The organism is Streptomyces sp. NPDC014801, assembly GCF_043082085.1.
Taxonomy (GTDB): domain Bacteria; phylum Actinomycetota; class Actinomycetes; order Streptomycetales; family Streptomycetaceae; genus Streptomyces.
Genome location: NZ_JBIBXG010000026.1, coordinates 11,866 through 27,694 on the forward strand (window position 1 = coordinate 11,866; position 15,829 = coordinate 27,694).

General features: G+C 69.7%; 12 protein-coding genes and 5 pseudogenes. 9 read left to right on the forward strand and 8 right to left on the reverse strand.

Translation table 11 applies throughout. From position 1 onward, the window contains the following. Positions 1-36 precede the first annotated feature (36 nt). Positions 37-2,698 (reverse strand): annotated as a pseudogene (locus ACF1AL_RS38770) (RHS repeat-associated core domain-containing protein); the annotation flags it as partial. A gap of 1,036 nt (positions 2,699-3,734) precedes the next feature. On the opposite strand from ACF1AL_RS38770, the pseudogene ACF1AL_RS38775 reads away from it, so the two are divergent. Next, a pseudogene (locus tag ACF1AL_RS38775) lies at positions 3,735-3,912 on the forward strand (IS5/IS1182 family transposase); the annotation flags it as partial. Positions 3,913-3,994: 82 nt separating this feature from the next. On the opposite strand, the gene ACF1AL_RS38780 reads toward ACF1AL_RS38775, so the two are convergent. Continuing rightward, positions 3,995-4,900 carry a universal stress protein gene (locus tag ACF1AL_RS38780; RefSeq protein WP_391781323.1) on the reverse strand — a complete coding sequence of 302 codons (906 nt, stop codon included), beginning with the start codon at positions 4,898-4,900 and terminating at the stop codon, positions 3,995-3,997. A gap of 253 nt (positions 4,901-5,153) precedes the next feature. Between ACF1AL_RS38780 and ACF1AL_RS38785 the strand changes: the two genes are divergently transcribed. Continuing rightward, on the forward strand, positions 5,154-5,480 hold the full coding sequence (locus tag ACF1AL_RS38785; RefSeq protein ID WP_391706764.1) for an STAS domain-containing protein: 327 nt from the start codon (positions 5,154-5,156) through the stop codon (positions 5,478-5,480). Positions 5,481-5,761: 281 nt separating this feature from the next. Here the strand turns inward: ACF1AL_RS38785 and ACF1AL_RS38790 are convergent, their stop codons facing one another. After that, positions 5,762-6,439 (reverse strand): DUF1963 domain-containing protein, encoded by a 678-nt coding sequence (locus ACF1AL_RS38790; protein WP_391828777.1) that lies wholly within the window; start codon positions 6,437-6,439, stop codon positions 5,762-5,764. Positions 6,440-7,100: 661 nt separating this feature from the next. Further along, positions 7,101-7,541 (reverse strand): DUF4259 domain-containing protein, encoded by a 441-nt coding sequence (locus ACF1AL_RS38795; protein WP_391781325.1) that lies wholly within the window; start codon positions 7,539-7,541, stop codon positions 7,101-7,103. Between the two features lie 199 nt (positions 7,542-7,740). On the opposite strand from ACF1AL_RS38795, the pseudogene ACF1AL_RS38800 reads away from it, so the two are divergent. Both ACF1AL_RS38800 and ACF1AL_RS38805 read left to right on the forward strand, forming a co-directional pair. Next, positions 7,741-7,983 (forward strand): annotated as a pseudogene (locus tag ACF1AL_RS38800) (ferredoxin family protein). Positions 7,984-7,999: 16 nt separating this feature from the next. Continuing rightward, positions 8,000-8,587: pseudogene (locus tag ACF1AL_RS38805) on the forward strand (sugar nucleotide-binding protein); the annotation flags it as partial. A 184-nt stretch (positions 8,588-8,771) separates the two neighbouring features. Here the strand turns inward: ACF1AL_RS38805 and ACF1AL_RS38810 are convergent. The 3 genes from ACF1AL_RS38810 to ACF1AL_RS38820 form a co-directional block, all read right to left on the reverse strand. Beyond that, a complete protein-coding gene (locus ACF1AL_RS38810) occupies positions 8,772-9,653 on the reverse strand; it encodes an NmrA/HSCARG family protein (protein WP_391781326.1) in 882 nt (293 codons plus the stop codon). Between the two features lie 378 nt (positions 9,654-10,031). Further along, entirely contained in the window at positions 10,032-10,682 is a 651-nt protein-coding gene (locus tag ACF1AL_RS38815; RefSeq protein ID WP_391781327.1) for a response regulator transcription factor, read from the reverse strand. Next, positions 10,670-11,944: a histidine kinase gene (locus ACF1AL_RS38820; protein WP_391706779.1), complete on the reverse strand. Its 1,275-nt coding sequence runs from the start codon at positions 11,942-11,944 to the stop codon at positions 10,670-10,672. The genes ACF1AL_RS38815 and ACF1AL_RS38820 overlap by 13 nt, the downstream gene beginning before the upstream one ends. Positions 11,945-12,079: 135 nt before the next feature. Between ACF1AL_RS38820 and ACF1AL_RS38825 the strand changes: the two genes are divergently transcribed. The 5 genes and pseudogenes from ACF1AL_RS38825 to ACF1AL_RS38845 form a co-directional block, all read left to right on the forward strand. Then, entirely contained in the window at positions 12,080-12,595 is a 516-nt protein-coding gene (locus ACF1AL_RS38825) for a hypothetical protein (protein WP_391781328.1), read from the forward strand. A gap of 53 nt (positions 12,596-12,648) precedes the next feature. Then, the gene (locus ACF1AL_RS38830) at positions 12,649-12,879 is read left to right on the forward strand and encodes a hypothetical protein (RefSeq protein WP_391781329.1); all 231 of its coding nucleotides are present in this window, start codon (positions 12,649-12,651) and stop codon (positions 12,877-12,879) included. Between the two features lie 164 nt (positions 12,880-13,043). Further along, positions 13,044-13,577 (forward strand): GNAT family N-acetyltransferase, encoded by a 534-nt coding sequence (locus ACF1AL_RS38835; RefSeq protein WP_391781330.1) that lies wholly within the window; start codon positions 13,044-13,046, stop codon positions 13,575-13,577. A 182-nt stretch (positions 13,578-13,759) separates the two neighbouring features. Then, a complete protein-coding gene (locus ACF1AL_RS38840) occupies positions 13,760-14,158 on the forward strand; it encodes a VOC family protein (RefSeq protein WP_391781331.1) in 399 nt (132 codons plus the stop codon). A gap of 358 nt (positions 14,159-14,516) precedes the next feature. Further along, positions 14,517-14,707: pseudogene (locus ACF1AL_RS38845) on the forward strand (VOC family protein); the annotation flags it as partial. Between the two features lie 407 nt (positions 14,708-15,114). Here the strand turns inward: ACF1AL_RS38845 and ACF1AL_RS38850 are convergent. Then, positions 15,115-15,474 carry a hypothetical protein gene (locus tag ACF1AL_RS38850; RefSeq protein WP_391781332.1) on the reverse strand — a complete coding sequence of 120 codons (360 nt, stop codon included), beginning with the start codon at positions 15,472-15,474 and terminating at the stop codon, positions 15,115-15,117. Positions 15,475-15,829 lie beyond the last annotated feature (355 nt).

Below are 15,829 nucleotides of genomic sequence, written 5' to 3' on the forward strand. Positions count from 1 at the left end.
TCCCGCGACAGGCCCCCGACTGTGCTCGACGATCTTCTACAGTGCCGCTTCGGTCCCTGCCGCAGCGGCAGCCCCCAGACCGCTGGACAGAACCGTGCAGCCCGTGATGCCTGCTCCTACTGAGGCCCCCAGTGTGGGAACGGCGCCTGCGGCAGCTGCTGCCCCGCATACCGCCTCTGTACCAATGCCGACAAGTATGCCGACCTTCGCTGCGAACGCGCCCTCAGTGTCACCGCTCATGATCTTTTCGGTCAGCGATGCCCATTCCAGTGCTCCAGACACGTCCGGAAAGCTGAACAGGCCCGTGGAGTCGCTGTTGTTGATGGGGTCGCCTGCGGCGTAGAGGTAGGGGTTGGTTTCCTGGCCCGAGGGGTCGGGTTGGGTGAAGCGGGCGAGGGTGGGGTCGTAGTAGCGGGCGCCCATCTTGTACAGGCCGGTCGGGTCCAGGTAGGCGCCGCTGTAGCGGTACGGCTGGGGCACGGCCTCGGTCGGGGTGGTGCGGGGCAGGCCGGTGGGGCCGTAGGCGTATGTGTGGGTGCGTTTGCCGGTGTCGTCGACGAGGCCGAGGACGTTGCCGGTGGCGTCGGTGAGATAGTAGTAGGACTTCCCCCCAGTCGTCATGGAGTTCAACGTGCCCGCCGGTTCGCGGATGAATCCGGTGTCGACGCCGTTGGTCGTCGTGGAGGCCAGGCCGAGCGCGGTGTGGTGGAACCACGTCGGGCCCATCTTGGTGCGCTCGGAGTTGTCCGTGCCGGCGTGGACCAGGTCATAGGTGGTGCCCCCGGTTGTGATGCCGGAGAGCTGGCTGTAGTCCGTCCACATCTCGCCCGTGCGCGCGGTGCCACTCGCGCCAGCGGTTTCGTTGCCGAACTTGTCGTACGACCAGCCGGTCGCCGAGCCGTTCTTGGCGGTCAGCTGGGAGGCGTCGTCGTAGGTATAGGTGGTGGCGCCGGGGCAGGTGTTTTTGGTGCCGTCGGCGCTGGCGAGGTTGCCTGCCTTGTCGAAGCAGTACAGCCAGGACGCTTTGCGGGTGGCGGCGGAGTCGGCTTCCAGGGCGTAGGTGAGGCGGGTCCTGGGAGTCGTAGGTGTAGCTGGTCTTGTACTTGGTGAGGTTGTCGGTGCGGGTGCGGATCTTGGAGGTGTCCTTGCCCGCCGCGTCGGCGTAGGAGTAGCTCAGGTCGATCAGGGTGGTGGTGCCCGAGGTCGCCTTGACGGCGGAGGGGCGGCCGTCCTTGTCGATCGTGACCGCCTGGGTCGTGCCGCCGGGGTAGACGGTCTTGGTGCGCTTGTCGTTGTTGTCGTAGTCGAAGTCGGTCTTCTTGCCGGACGGGTCCATCAGGTAGTCCAGGCGGCCGGCCTTGTCCCACGTGTAGTCGGTGGTGCCGGTGGGGTCGGTGTAGTAGTCGACGTCCCCGCCGGGGGTGTAGGCGAGCGCCGTCTGTGCGCCGTTCTGCAGGGTGCGCACGCTCTCGCGGTTCAGCTTGTCGTAGTTCCACGTCGTCGTGCCCGACGCGTCCGTGCGGGACTTCACGTTGCCTTCACCGTCGTAGGCGTAGGTGACGGTGTCGTTCGTGGAGGACACCTTCGTGACGCGGTCGCGGTTGTCGTAGACGTAGACGGTGGTGATGCCGCGGCCGTCCTTGACCGTCTCCACCCGGCCCAGCGCGTCATAGGTGTACGTCGTCGCCCCGAGCGGTGCGGGCGGGGTGACCTTGGTCAGGTTGCCCTCGCTGTCGTAGGTGAACGACGTCGTCTTGCCGTTCGCGTCCTTCGCGGTGCAGCGCTGGCCCTCGAAACCACCACAGGTGGGCGTGGCCGGGTTGTAGGTGTAGGAGCGGGTGCCGCCGGCCGTGCCCGCAGTGGCCACCGACAGGGTGTTGCCGTTGGCGTCGTAGGAGAAGGAGTCCTTGCGGCCGTCCGGGGTGGTGAAATCGTTGGGCAGGTCGGTTCCGGCCACCGTCTGATACGCCGACACCGACGCCGTCGCGCCGAGGGGGAGCTTGGCGGAGGTGGCGTTGTTGCGCGAATCCCACCCGTAGGTGGTGGTGTTGCCGCCGGTGCCGTCCGCGCCCGTGCCCATCGCGTCGGTCGCCGTCTGGGTGAGGTGGTTCTTGTAGGTGGCGTGGCGGGAGTGGCCGAGCGGGTCGGTGACCTTGGTGACCTCACCGTCGCTGGTGCGGGTGTAGACGGTGTTGTCGCCGTCGGGGTCGGTGACCGTCGTCGTCGCAGCACCTGAGGTGGAGTCGGTGCCGTAGACGAAGCACCAGGTCGGGCCGGACGAGCCGGTCAGCCGCTGCATCGAGGTGATCCGGTTGGAGCTGTCGTAGGTGAAGATCGTGGCGGTCCCCTCGGGCGTGGTCACCTTCGTCACCCGGCCGCTGCCGTCGTACTCGTAACTCGTGGCCTTGCCGTTGGTGTCGGTGACCTTGGCCAGGTTGCCTGCCGGGTCGAGGTCGAAGACCGCTGTGCGGCCGGTGTGGTCCTTGGCCTGCCACTGGTTCGGATATGTCTTGACCAGGTCGATCCAGCGCCTGGAGCGGGTCTCGGTCAGTTTGAAGCCCTTGTGCTCGCCACTCTCGTCGTGCTGGTCGACGGTGATCGTGCCGTGGTTCTTGTCCGTGACCTTCAGCAGCGTGCCGTATTGGTCGTAGGTGTCGCGGCTGCCGGACTTGCGGTCGGTCAGGGTGAAGGTGCCGTCCATCCAGTCCCGCCAGGTCTCCAGGCCGTTGCAGCAGCCCGGCTCGACGAAGACGGTGTCGGTGGCTGTGTCGGCCACCCGGAACCCTCCGGCGGCGAACAGGTCGGGCATGGTGAGCAGCCCGTGCAGGAACGCGCCGAGCGGGTCGGTCGGGCACGGTCCGTGCTCCTCCTCCGGCTCAAAGTTGTTGCAGTCGGCGATCCGCGTAACCGCCGTGCCGACCTCCGCCGGAGTCCGCTTCCCGTCCAGCACGAGGTAGCCGTACGACTCGTGCTCGCCAACCGGCCACAGTGCGAAGTCGTCGGCAGCGAAGATCTCCAGAACGGGTTGCATCACCATCACACAGGGATGATGCCGGACCCGCTGCAACACCGCCACGGGCTTTCGCTGTCGCGGCCTCGGGCTCGCCGAATGCCCGCTACCTGGCAGTTTCGCGGTTCGCTGCGGGTAGGCGGTGCCGACATAGCGCAGCAGGTAGTCGGGGCAGGCGCCGCGGTCGTACTCGGGCAGGCCTTGGCCTCCCCGTGGCATCCGCTGCTGCGCGCAGCGCGGGGCGCTGCCGCATCACTGCCTCGCCGCGGACGTCGGGGCGGCTGGAACGGCGCCGGCCTAGGTGAGGGGTGGGCGGGAAGTGAGCACGGTGGGTCTCCTCCCAACAGGTGTGAAGGACAAACTGGGCCTCAGCTGGCCGGCGACGATCCTGCTCGTCGCCGGCGCGCTGATCGGACTCGGCTACGCGGCCTGGAAGATCCGCACAGAGAGGACGACCTCTACGGCGAGATGGTCGGCGCCCTCGGTGGCCTGGTCATCGTCACCGGGGCTCTTGCAGCCGCCCTGCTCGCCGCCGGCGCCCGCTTCGCCCGCGCCTACGAGCCCGCCGCCACACAGGCCGGAAGGTGAGCGCCCGACGAGATCGGTACCGCCCCGCACCGCACCCTGAGCACCGCGCTGCCCCACGTGGGCGAGGCCGGCCGCGACGGCGACACCGACACGCCCGGTCCTGGCCAGGACTCCTCGCGACGAGTACCCATACTGCAACGGAGTGCCGCTGTCCCTGGGCATTTCCGGGGCGAACAGGCACGACACAGCCTGGGCCTTGAGCGCTTGTGCGCGGGATCCCGCACATCCGCTCACGTCGCGGTCCGCGCCGCCGGCCCCCGGTGAAGCTGCACGCCGACAAGGGCTACGACTACCGCCACCTGCGGAGACGGCTGACAGTCTGTGCCGGGGGCCGGTCCCGTCGGACAGCGGATCTCCTCCTGGGTGCGACCGATGCTTCTCCTTCTCCTGCCCGGGTCAGCTGTGTGCGACGACCGCGACGGGAGCGGCGATGTGGTGCAGGGCGGAGTGGGTGACGTGACCGATACGGGCACCGAACGACCGGGTGCGGATGCGTCGGCCGACGACCACCAGGGAGGCGTCACGGGAATCGTCGACGAGAACCTCCGCGGCACTGCCGCACCGGCTCGCCTCCATCACCTCGACGTCCGGGAACCTCTGCTGCCAGGGAAGAACGACCTTGCTCAGGAGAGTGGCCTGTCCGCGTTCAAGCGAGTCGTAGAGCTCTGCGTCGCCGGCGAATCTATAGAAGGAGGTCGGCGGCTCGGGCCAGGCGTGGACGATGCGCAGGGGCGCCTTTCGGCGCGCGGCAGCGTCGAAGGCGAATTCCAGCAGGGTGTCGTCCGCTTGGTCGATGTCGAGTCCCAACACAACGGGCCGGAAAGGCGTCACAGCGGAGGGCGCACCCGCCGGATCCCTGTCGTGCTCGTCGGCGGCCTGCTCTCCCGCCCGCACCAGCACCACCGGCCGCTCGGCACGGGCGACGACGCCCAGGCTCACCGATCCCACCATGAACCCGCCCAGCCCCCTAAGCGCCCGCGAGCCCAGGACCAGCGGCTCGGAAAGGCCCGCCGCCTCGCACAGGACGTCGGCCGGGGTCCCGGTCAGCTGCTCGGTGATCACCTCGATGCCCGGGTGGCGAAGCCGGATGCCGTCCGCGGACTGGCTCGTCACCTGCTCTGCCCAGTGCCGATAAGTGTCGGGATCCAGCAGTGGACTGCGGGCCAGAAACCTGGGACTCGGTTCCGAAACAGACATGATCTTCAGGGGCAGGCCGCGCAGCAGCGCCTCTCGCGCCGCCCACTCGGCCGCGGCCCGGCTCTCAGCCGAGTCGTCGACACCTACGGTGACGGTGCGGGACATGGCATCCACCTCCCGGAACGAGGGCTCCGACACCAACGTGGCGTGGCGGGGACCGAAGGCATCAGAGGCCAGACGGCCCCAACATGGCCCGATCGACCCTCTGCGGCCTGTCGGCGTCCCCGCGGGCGAAACCTGTTGCACCCCGCACCCCACAGGCCCCTCAGGGCCATGCGGCCCTGGCGCTGCTCGCAGACCACTGCCATCAGCGGGCAGACTGAAGGGGGGACTGAACTGAGGAGCGCAGGAGGTCGCTGTGCCGGCTGAACCTCAAGCCTCGCGACCAGACGTGATGATCACAACGGTCAACCAGCAGCTCGTCGAAGTGACCCTGACCGGAGACGTCAGCACCCATGCCCTGCGCGCCCTGGAAGAGCGGTTCGACGATCCGCGCTTGCAGGGCGCAGCGCACTGGGTTCTGGACGTGCGCGGCGTGACCCGCATGGAGCTGGCCTGTGCCTACGCACTGTTGCGGGCCGTCACGCTCCACTCCGGGACGACCACCGTGCGAGGGGCGCGTCGTGCTGTGCTGCGTACTCTGCAGCAAGCCGGCCTGAACAGTGCCGCTGTGATCGAGGAATAGGCCGAACGGAACAGAGGTGCATCCTCGCGCCGTGCACAGGCCCATCGAATGCCGCGACGAAGACATCCACGTCGGCCTGATCCGCCTGGCCACAGCGGTGTCCCAGGACATCGCCCTGTCATGGTTCGTTTGTAGATCTCGTGGACCGGGGAGGCCGGCCGGGTCGTCGGCCTGCCGGCAGAGCCGGTGCCGATCATCACGGCGACGACGTGGGCGGATGCGCGTGGACGGTGGGGCAGCCCATGAGCGCCGGTGAGCCGGCCGCCCCCCTGCCCGCGCTGTCAGGCCATCTCGACGCAGCGGTGGACCCGGTCGAAGCGCCGGGCCGCGACGTCCCGGCGGCGGATCACCCAGTGGGCCACGCCGGAGTCCAGTTCTGTGACGTCGTCGCCGCATCTCCAGGTGGCGAGGAGAGCCCAGTCGTCGTCGCCCTCTCCGTGGGCCGTACCGTCCTGCTCGCAGTGACCGGACTCCTCGGGATCACGGGCGTAGTGGACGGGGTCGTTCTGGGGCGAGACCGGGTGACCGCCGATCTGCAAGGCCCAGGGAGGGCGGTAGCCGCCCACGTCTGCCCAGGCGTCGGCGAGTTCGTCGGCGAGTTCGAACTGCTCGTCCTCGGGAAAGTCGCCCCATCTGTCGAGGGCGAAGCTCTCTGGCATCTGTGCGCTCGGCTGGTGCCAGACCGTGCGGAGCTCGCGCGTCCGGTACGGCTCGCGCCAGCTGTGTCCGAGGGGGCTCGGGACGGTCGGTGTCCCGGCGGGGACGTACAGCACCGCGTCGGACACGTGACCGCTGATGTGCACATCGGTGCCTGAGAAGAAGAGCAGGTGGCCGTCGGCCGGCAGCGGAAGGCCGGTCGCGCCCGGCGGGAGAGCCGCGAGGTCGACGGAGGCCACGAAAGGATCGGACGGCTTCGGCGCGCCCTGAGGCAGCAGGGGATCACCTCCGATGCGGGCCACGAGGGGACCCTCGCCGCCTTCCGCCAGATACACCGCCGGTCGGGCGACACGTATCCATTCCTCCACCTCCTCCGCCGGCAGCCCCCGGGATGCCGCCTCGGCCCGGAATCGGTTCGCTCTGTCCACGGTCTCGTCAGTCACCGGGCCACCCTAACGGGCTCGCGGGCGGGCGGTGGCAGAGCTGAACTCGTCTGCAGACGAGGCAAGTTCACGAAGAGGGCACCCGACCCGGGTGTGCACAGCCCCTTGGCCTGCTGCAGCAGACCTCCGTCCCGGTTGCACCGCGCCCGTTTGCGGCGATCTCGTTGCGGGGCGCATGCGGCGGATGCGGGCGCTGTAGCCGGCGCGCCGTATCGAGGACAGGGTCAGGGCCTCGGGTACGGACTTGCGAAGCACCGGGCCGAGCGCAGGCGAACAGCACCGATGTTGAGTTCCATGGACCAGGTGGGGTCGAGGAGTTCCCCCAGGTGTGTCGGAGAGGCCGGTGTCGGGGATGGCCTGGATGATGGCTGCGAGGACGTCGTACCGACTGCCGATCGGGGCGAGGGTGTAGTCGTCGGGGATCTGCTGTCCCGAGGTGACGTCGTCGGGCAGGCGGAGAAGGAGCACGTCCCAGCTCCCGGTGACCTCTCGGCGATGACTCGCAGAAACTTCGTGTGGCTCAGATCAGGCTGAGTTGTTCTCCGGGAGGCTGTGGCGCGAGCACATTCCGCAGGTTGCGGATGTGCGCGCGCCAGGGACCGCCATCCGATTCATCCCAGAGGTCCATCAGCTCGGACGGCTCGGTCATGACGCGGTCGAGGGCCTGGAGGGCGAGGTCGCGCAGGCCGGTGAGGTCGGGAAGCGGCTCTTCCTGGCCGTAGACGGAGTCGACCGGCTCACCCTCGGGGCGCTGCGCGGCGACGAGGGCGGCTGCGGCGACGGCTTCTTCGGATTCGGGTGCTTCGAGGTAGCCGACGGTGTCGATCACACGTGTGAGGGTGTCGTGGATGATGCCCGCGCGTGCGTCCGCGGCGGCCTCATCCAGGGTGCCGCTGAAGTCGGCTGCGGTGTCGTTGTCGAAAGGCCCGGCATCCCAAGCCCCCATGTTGTTCTCCTGCATCGTGGCCGGCTGTGGGCATCATGACCGCAGCCGCTGACAGGAGCCTTGCCCTGGGTGGTGGGCAGGGTTGGTTCCGGGTCGATTTCGGGTGAGCGGGAAGGCGCCACCGAGGACACCCGCGCCAAGACGGCCACGTCCGAGGCCTGTACCCACGCGGGCCGCTGGCGGAGGAGCGCAAGCGACTGCAGGTCGCGCACGCATCTACGAGGGCGAGCGCAAGCTCTACATCAACCCGATGGAGTGCATCGACTGCGGCGCCTGCGAAGTCGCCTGCCCGGAGCAGGCAATCACGGTGGACCGCAAGGCGGACCCCGACTTCCGAGGACAACAAGCGCTTCTTCGTCGAGGTCCTTCCCGGTCGCGACAGCGCCCTCGGCTCCCCCACCGGGGCGCCCCCCTCGGCCCGGTGGGCGTCGACACTCCGTCGGTGAGCGCTCGGTGAGCGCCGCCGAGGGCGACAGGGGCCCGTCCGGCTGGCGATGGCGGCGGCGAAGTACGGATGCCGCCTGGTCCACGTGTCCAGCGACGCGGTGTTCTCCGGCGCCCGAGTGCACTACGACGAGTCGTGCCTGCCTGACCCCGTCACCCCGTACGGGGCGGCGAAGGCGGCAGCGGAGACCGGGATCCTCCTCGTGCATCCGCAGGCCGTCGTCGCCCGCACATCGCTGATCATCGGCGATGGGGGTTCCGTGCATGAGCGCGTCGTGCATGAACTGGCCGCCGGTACCCGCGACGGCGCCCTGTTCACCGACGACATCCGCTGCCCGGTGCACGTCGCCGACCTGGCCGCCGCCCTCCTGGGACTGGCGTGCGGCGACGCGGTCGGCGTCCACCATCTCGCAGGGCCCGACCCTGTGAGCCGTCACGAGCTCGGCATCCTCATCGCCAGGCGTGACGGCCTGGACGCCTCCCGGCTGCCCACGGGCCTGCGGGCCCACAGCACACTTCCCGGCGCCCTCGACGTACGCCTCGACAGCCGGGCCACCCAGCGGAATCTACGCACCAAGCTGCGCGGTGCCCACCAGTTCTGCACCGCACCAGCGTGACCGCCCACCACAGACAACTGGCGGCGGCGGACCTTGTGCAGGACGTCGGCGCCGCGCAGATGGCGCTGCTCGCTCCCCCGGATGATCAGTCACTCCACACACAAGCGGTACTCGCCGTCCCCGACTCCGGTCGCAGGATGGTAAGGACCGCTTGCTCAGCGGGCGCGTCGCCACATGGGGCGGTTCAGGCCGCTGACGCCGGTTGCGCCGGCGTCGACCAGTGCGCGCCGACCCAGTCCTGCAGCGTGGTCAGGGAGGGGCGTGCCGCGCGCAGGGCGAGGACGTCCGCGCGGAACCCGATCGTGTTGAACCAGTCGAACATCTCGGCCATCTCCTCGCTGTGAGCGCGGATCTGCTCGATCGGCTGGGGCGCGAAGCGCACCGGGCGGTCGGCGGCGCGGGCGAAGACCTCGGCGATCTGGGGGCCGGTCAGTTCGTCCCCGGCTATCTCTATGGTTCGGCCCAGGTGGTCGGCCGGGGCGTCGAAGGCGTCGGCGGCGAAGGTCCCTATGTCGTCGGGGGTGATCATCTGCAGTCGGGTCTGCGGGTCGAGCGCCAGGGTCAGCATGAGCTCCCCGTCGACCCACTGGGGGCCGAGGTGCTCGAAGTTGGTGATGAAGAATGTCGGCCGCAGGATCGTCGCGGGCATTCCGAGAGCCTCGATATGCCGTTCGATCTCGCCCTTGCTCGCGAAGTGCTGCACTCGGCCGGGTCGGTCGGCGCCGTCCACGGAGCTGTAGACGAAGTGTGCGACACCGGCGCGAGCCGCCGCCTGCGCCACGGCCTTGCCCTGGCGTACTTCGCCGGCGAACGCGTCCGGGCCGGTGAACGTCTGCACGCTGAACACTCCGTATGCCCCGGCCACAGCCGCGTCCAGCGAGGCCTCGTCGTCCAGGTCGCCGCGCACCAGCACCGCCCCGGCCTCCTCCAACGCCAGCGCTTGCGGCGACTTGGGGTCACGCACCAGGGCGCGAACCTCCCAGCCGCGGGCAAGCAGCGCCCGGGCGGTCGCGCCTCCCTGCCGCCCGGTCGCTCCGGTGACCACGACGACGCGGTTCTCCTGCATCACAAGCTCCTCAAAGCACAGTCCGGGATGATCGTCGGCCGCCATCCCCCTATGCCGAGAAGCCTGCAACCTCAACTTCGCTCGAGGTCCAGCATGTGTGATCGACGCCACAGGCAGTCGGTCGCGAACCACACTCTCCGCGCCTACCACCTCGCCAATCCAACCGCCCATCCACCAGCTGACGTACTCAGTCACCGATGCGGAACGCCTCGCCCCCGGCAACTGACTACGCAAGCACAGCGACGTCGCCCTCCCTCGTGTCTTGGACCGGCTGTGACGAGCGACGCCTGGTGGAGAGCACCTGTCCCAAGGCGCCGCATTCCCCATCAAGTGCTGCTCAGCCCCGTTGTCAACCCGGCTTGCGGGCGTGATCGCGCACTATGCGCTCGCAACGCCCAGGAAGCGCAGCACCGCCAGGACGCGGCGGTGGTCGGTGTCGGCCTTGGGCAGGTCGAGCTTGGTGAAGATGCTGTTGATGTGCTTGGCGACCGCGCTCTCGCTCACCACCAGCTCGGTGGCGATGCCGGAGTTGGACCGGCCGCCTGCCATCAGCTCCAGCACCTCCCGCTCGCGCGGCGTCAGCCGGTCCAGCGGATCGCTGTGCCGGCGCACCAGCAGCTGCGCGACGACCTGCGGGTCGAGCGCGGTGCCGCCGGCCGCCACCCGGCGTACTGCCTCGGCGAACTCCTCGACGTCCGCGACCCGCTGCTTGAGCAGATAGCCGACGCCCGAGGTGTTGGCGGCGAGCAGATCGGCCGCGTACCGCTCCTCCACGTACTGCGACAGCAGGAGCACGGCGGTACACGGGTACTGGTGACGGATCACCAGCGCGGCGCGCACTCCCTCGTCGGTGAAGCCGGGCGGCATGCGCACGTCGACCACGGCGATGTCGGGCCGATGCTGCTCGACGGCCACCAGCAGCCCTTCCGCGTCGGCGACTTGCGCGCACATCTCGAAGCCGGCCGCCTCCAGCACCTTGACCACGCCGATGCGCAGCAAGAGGGAATCCTCGGCGATCACGGCGCGCACGGCAGCTCCACGGTGATGACGGTCGGGCCCCCGGCGGGGCTGCGGCAGGAAAACGTGCCGTCGACGGACGCGACGCGCTTGGCGAGCCCGGCGAGCCCGGTGCCACCGCCGGCCGCCGCGAGATCCGCGCCGCCCGCGCCGTCGTCCGCGACGACCACCAGCAGTGTCTCCCCGATCCGCTCCACGGTCACGTCCGCCCGGGTCGCCTCGGCGTGTTTGACCACGTTCGTCAGGGCTTCGGAGACCACGAAGTACGCGATGGCCTCGACCGTGGGTGAGGGGCGCTGCCGCAGGTCCACCGCCACGCGCACCGGGATCGGGAGACGGGCTGCGACACCGGACAGCGCGGCGTCGAGGCCGCGGTCCTCAAGGACGGGCGGATGCAGGCCGCGCACCAGGTTGTTCAGCTCGGCGATCGCCTCTTTCGCCTCGTGGTGCGCCTCGTCGATCACCTTGCGGACGTCCTCCGGCAGGTCACCGAAAGTGGTCCTGGCCAGGCCCAGGTTGACGGCGAGTGAGACGAGGCGCTGCTGAGCGCCGTCGTGCAGGTCGCGCTCGATCCGCCGCCGCTCGGCGTCGGCGGCGTCGAGCACGCCGGCCCGGCTCTCGGCGAGGTCGGCGACCCGGCGGGCCAGCTTCTCCGTGCGGCTGGGGCCGAGCAGGGCCTCGGCCGCTCTGGTCTCCAGCCGCACGAGAGCGCCGGTCAGCCGGGGACCGAGGAACAGCAGGGCGAGGCCGCCGGCGGTGATGTACGCGGCCTGCGTGGTGTACCCGAGGTCGGTGACCCGCCACTGCGGGGGCAGCGCCCAGATCCACACGTAGATGGAGGCGGCCACGAGAGCGGCAGCCCAGACGGCGAGGACGGCGAGGTCCAGGACGGCGAGCAGCGGACCCGCCAGGGCGTGGTAGCAGACCTGCCGCCACAAGGGCCGGCCGGTCAGCCGGCGCACCGCCGACTTCCAGTTGCGTCCCGGCCCGGGTACGGCGGGGCGTGGGAGGTCCTTGCCGGCGAGCGCCCGGTAGCGCCGCCGCTGCCCGACGGTCAGCAGGGGTGTCACCACGAGCGTGAGCAGCACGGGCAGCGGGGTCACGGCCACCGCGCCGGGCGTGCGCACCGACGCCGCCATCGTGCCGAGCAGCCAGAGCCACAGTGGCACCACGGCCAGGTGGAGCGGCAGGCCGGCGGCGACGAGCGCGGTCCGGTCTCCCGCCCTGCGAAACGGTCGGCCCAGCACCAGCTGCAGCCACGTGGCGAGTTGCATGCGTCAAACGGTAAAGCCGCAGCCCATGCCCGTGCCATGACGCTCCCGCCCGGTTCGGGGGTGCACTTGTCTCCACCCCGAGTCGGAACCCTGCGTGACTGACGGCGCCCTGCTGGGCGGCGGATGGTGGAGCACGTGAAGGGGACAGCCGACGGGGAGCGGGGGAAGACGATGCGTCAACTGGTGATGCGAAACGACGAATTGGCCGGTGCCGAGGGCCTCGACCACGCCGAGGTCATCCCGCTCCACGAAGAGACGGAGGAGTCGCTCCCGCCGCGGGGCATGCGGCGGTCCGGGTGGCTGCTGGTCGCCTGCGGACTCGCCCTGCTGCCGTGGCTGTACATGCTGGCCACCGGCCTGCCGGCCACCGCGACCGCGGCGCACTGGCCGCTCGCCTGGGTCGGGCTCGACGCGCTGGAGGCGCTCGGCCTGATCGCCACCGGCCTCCTCGCCGCCCGCGGCAACCGGCTGCATGCCCTGCCGGCCACCGCGACCGCGACGCTGCTTGTGGTCGACGCCTGGTTCGACACCACGACCGCGGCCCCGGGCGGCGACTTCGCCACCGCGGTCGCCATGGCGCTCGGCGTCGAGCTGCCGCTCGCCGCGCTGTCCGGCCGGCTGGCGGTGCGGGCGCTGAGCCGGCACGCGTGACGCCGACTGCCCAGCCACATACCACGGACCACATCAATCCACCGGAGAACACCATGCACCGCCTCACCACCACCCCCGTCGCCCTGGTCCCAGCCCGGACCCGCTGGGCGGCGGCCGCAGGCGCCGGCGCCGCGTTTGCCGCCGCCTGGTGGCTGGGCGACACGGCGCCCTATCCGTACACCCAACGCTGCCTCCTCGGCGTGCCGTTGCCGTTTGCCTCGACCGGCACTGGTTCCCCTTCGGCCGGCTGCACCGGCTCGTCGACGCCGCCGGCCTTCACCTGACCGAGCGCCGCGGCCCAAGCGCGCCATACCTCGCTCGCTCCCGACCCTGCAGAGCCGACGCGCCGGGCCACCAGAGCGAGCGCCTCGCCCACAGCGACCGGGACACCAACGACGGCTCAGCGTGAGCGCCGTACAGCTCGTTCGTCCGTGAGATGGTTGCTGTCATGACTGATGGCGCGCCGGGCAGCGAGGTTCTCCTCGAGACGAGCCGGCTGCTGCTCAGACCGTGGCGGGTAGACGAGGCTGTCGTCCAGCGTGAACTGTGGACCGAACGGGATCCACGAGTGCCGCCGCACCGCCGAATCGACGCGGACGGACACCCCACGGTCGCGGAGCTCGAGGATTCGATCCGCACCAACAAGGTGTGGGCGACCGGGTTGCTGGCGGTCGAACGGAAGGCGTCTCGTGACGTCATCGGCTATTGCGGGCTGGTCGACAGCGGGCGGGGACCGGCAGGGGAACCGGAACTGGCATTCGAGCTGCTACGACGAGTTTGGCGTCAGGGATACGCGACCGAGGCCTCGTTGGCGGTCCTGGAATGGGCGCGATCGTCTGGGTATGAACGTCTGTGGGCCACCGTCTGGGACTGGAACACCGCTTCTCGCAGAGTGCTGGCCAAGGTCGGGTTCACCGAGACCGATCGCATGGAAGTGGACGCCGTGCACGGGACCACCTTGTTCACCACGAGACGGCTCTGACACACCGGACGTTCGATCTTTCGGGGCGCAGCGTCCACGGCACGTGCAGATCGTGGTCGGTGAAGAGCTGCTCCAGGCGGGCGGGCGCTCATAGGACTCGACTTCGCCGGGCTGGGCATGCTGCTCACCAGCACTGGAGCCAGGTTGCGGACTCCGCCGCGCCCCCTGTGAGACAGTGGATCATGCCTTTGAGCACGTATGAGCTCAGAACATCGATCGCCGTCTCCGACATCCAGCGGGCTGTCGCCTTTTACGAGGGCAAACTCGGACTGCCGCTCGTCCGAACCGGCCCAAGCGCCCACATCACCGGCGGGAGCCGTGTCTACGCCTCCGGTGGAGGGCCCGCGCTGAACGTCTACCAGTCCACGACTGCCGGAACGACCGAGGCGACACTGGCCGTCTGGTACGTCGACGACCTCGACCGGGTCGTCGACGAACTCACGGCCGCAGGGGTGGAGTTCGTCCGCTACGACCAGCTCGAGCACGACGCCAGGGGTATCACGCCGCGGGCCGGTGGCGGACGGATCGCGTGGTTCCAGGACCCGGACGGCAACACCTTCGCCCTCGAAGCAGACGTTTGAGCTCCAGAGCGCGGAACGTAAGTCTTTGGTTGGTTTGCCGTTGGCGGGGTGTGTGCGCAAGTCAGGGACCTGCCCCGTCCCGACCCTGGCGCTGACCTTGGTGTTTCCCGGTATCTCCATCGCTTGCTGCGCCGGAACGGTCGCGCTCGGCAGAGCCTAAAGGGGTGTCCCGTAAGTGATCTTCGGCAGCACGCGAGTGGCTGGCCGGGATCGCTTGCCCACCCTTCTTGGGTAGGCACCCGATCTCGGTTCACCTCCGCCGCTCTACACAGCAGCGGACAATCGGGGCCCCTTTTCCTGGCAACGTGCGAACCTTCCCGCCTGGGGAGATGAGCAGGGATCCTGCTGTCGTGCGCTGATGTCAACGATCAAGCAGCTCCAGGTGACCATCGACTGCGCGGAACCCGCGCGCCTGGCCGCATTCTGGTGCGAAGTCCTTGGGTACGTCGTACCGCCGGTCCCGGAGGGGTCCGCCACATGGGAGGAGTACGACCGTTCGCCGCCGACGAGGAGCAGCTCGTCTCCTTCGGGTGCAGCGATCCCTCAGGCGCGTCGCTGGTCCGCGGCCAGGCCACGGCGGTGGGTGTGTTCCTGGCGCTGGCGGTGGACTCGAAACCCTGGGCGGGCAGCGGCCGACGGCGACACGGGCCCGGAAAACTCCAGGGGGACGGCTGCCGCATCCCGCGGCTTACCCACACCCCCGCACGGCTCCAGCCGCCTTGCGGCGCACCGCCACCGCGCGGGTGGCCTCGGCTTCACAGCAGCGCCGGCCGCGGCCTGCTTCGATCGGAGCCGGCTGCTCATCCGGCACGTCGGTCTCCGGAAAGGCGCGGGCGCTGAGCGCACGCGGGGCAGTGGTGGACGCTCCACCGCTCCGCGATACCTGGGCCCACCCGGCGTGGCGGGGCCGCTTCTTCCTGTGCGAGGAGCCTCTGGCGGGCGAGACCGTGAAGCGATCATGAACTGTGTCCCGTGTCTGGCACGGTCCCAGCCTCGGGTGCCCCTTCGGAGGTCGAGCGGTTGCGCGGCGCGGTGGTCAGTTGCCAGGCAAGATTGCCCAGAGCTGCCCCGGCCGCCACGGCTGCGACGACAACACCGGCAGCGACGAGCCCGTCGCCAAGGTGGGGGCGCGGATCCAGGGCGTGTGTTCCGAACCCGGAGAGCTGGTAGACGCTCTCGGCGAGGGCCGCCAGGCTCGGGACGAGTACGGCGACTGTCGGCGCCAGCCTGCTCTCGCGGAAGCTTGTTCGCAGAAGCCTGCCTTGCTCAAGGAAGAAGGCGGCAGTTTTCCGGACTTCGGCCTCAAGCTCGTTCATGGAATCCCTCGCGTCTCACCCTGTGTGCCGTATCTCGCGGCCGCGGGACAGTCGCCTCCGGCACCATCGGCGGGCGCCAGGGGCCAGGGAAACCCTACATTCTGTAGGGTTCGCTTGCGAGGAGACTGCGGCCCGTCGCGGCTTCCTAGCAGAGCAGGGCTAGGCGGAGCCGACGGCCTGCTCCAGCTCATGAGGGCGCTGAGCAGGCAAGATGGAGAACTGGGACAGGAGTATCTAGGGTCAGCCCGTGGCTTTCATCGTGGTGTGCGAAGACGACGCGGCGGTCCGCGACGTCCTCAAGCGCGCTCTGGAGCACGACGGGCACACCGTCTCCGTCGCCGCCACGGCCGACAGC

Coding starts and splice junctions, on each gene's coding strand:
- ACF1AL_RS38780 (WP_391781323.1), bottom strand. CDS start 4,900: ATGTCCCGCACCGTCACCGTAGGTGTCGACGACTCGGCTGAGAGCCGG.
- ACF1AL_RS38795 (WP_391781325.1), bottom strand. CDS start 7,541: ATGCAGGAGAACAACATGGGGGCTTGGGATGCCGGGCCTTTCGACAAC.
- ACF1AL_RS38810 (WP_391781326.1), bottom strand. CDS start 9,653: ATGCAGGAGAACCGCGTCGTCGTGGTCACCGGAGCGACCGGGCGGCAG.
- ACF1AL_RS38820 (WP_391706779.1), bottom strand. CDS start 11,944: ATGCAACTCGCCACGTGGCTGCAGCTGGTGCTGGGCCGACCGTTTCGC.
- ACF1AL_RS38830 (WP_391781329.1), top strand. CDS start 12,649: ATGCACCGCCTCACCACCACCCCCGTCGCCCTGGTCCCAGCCCGGACC.
- ACF1AL_RS38835 (WP_391781330.1), top strand. CDS start 13,044: ATGACTGATGGCGCGCCGGGCAGCGAGGTTCTCCTCGAGACGAGCCGG.
- ACF1AL_RS38840 (WP_391781331.1), top strand. CDS start 13,760: ATGCCTTTGAGCACGTATGAGCTCAGAACATCGATCGCCGTCTCCGAC.
- ACF1AL_RS38850 (WP_391781332.1), bottom strand. CDS start 15,474: ATGAACGAGCTTGAGGCCGAAGTCCGGAAAACTGCCGCCTTCTTCCTT.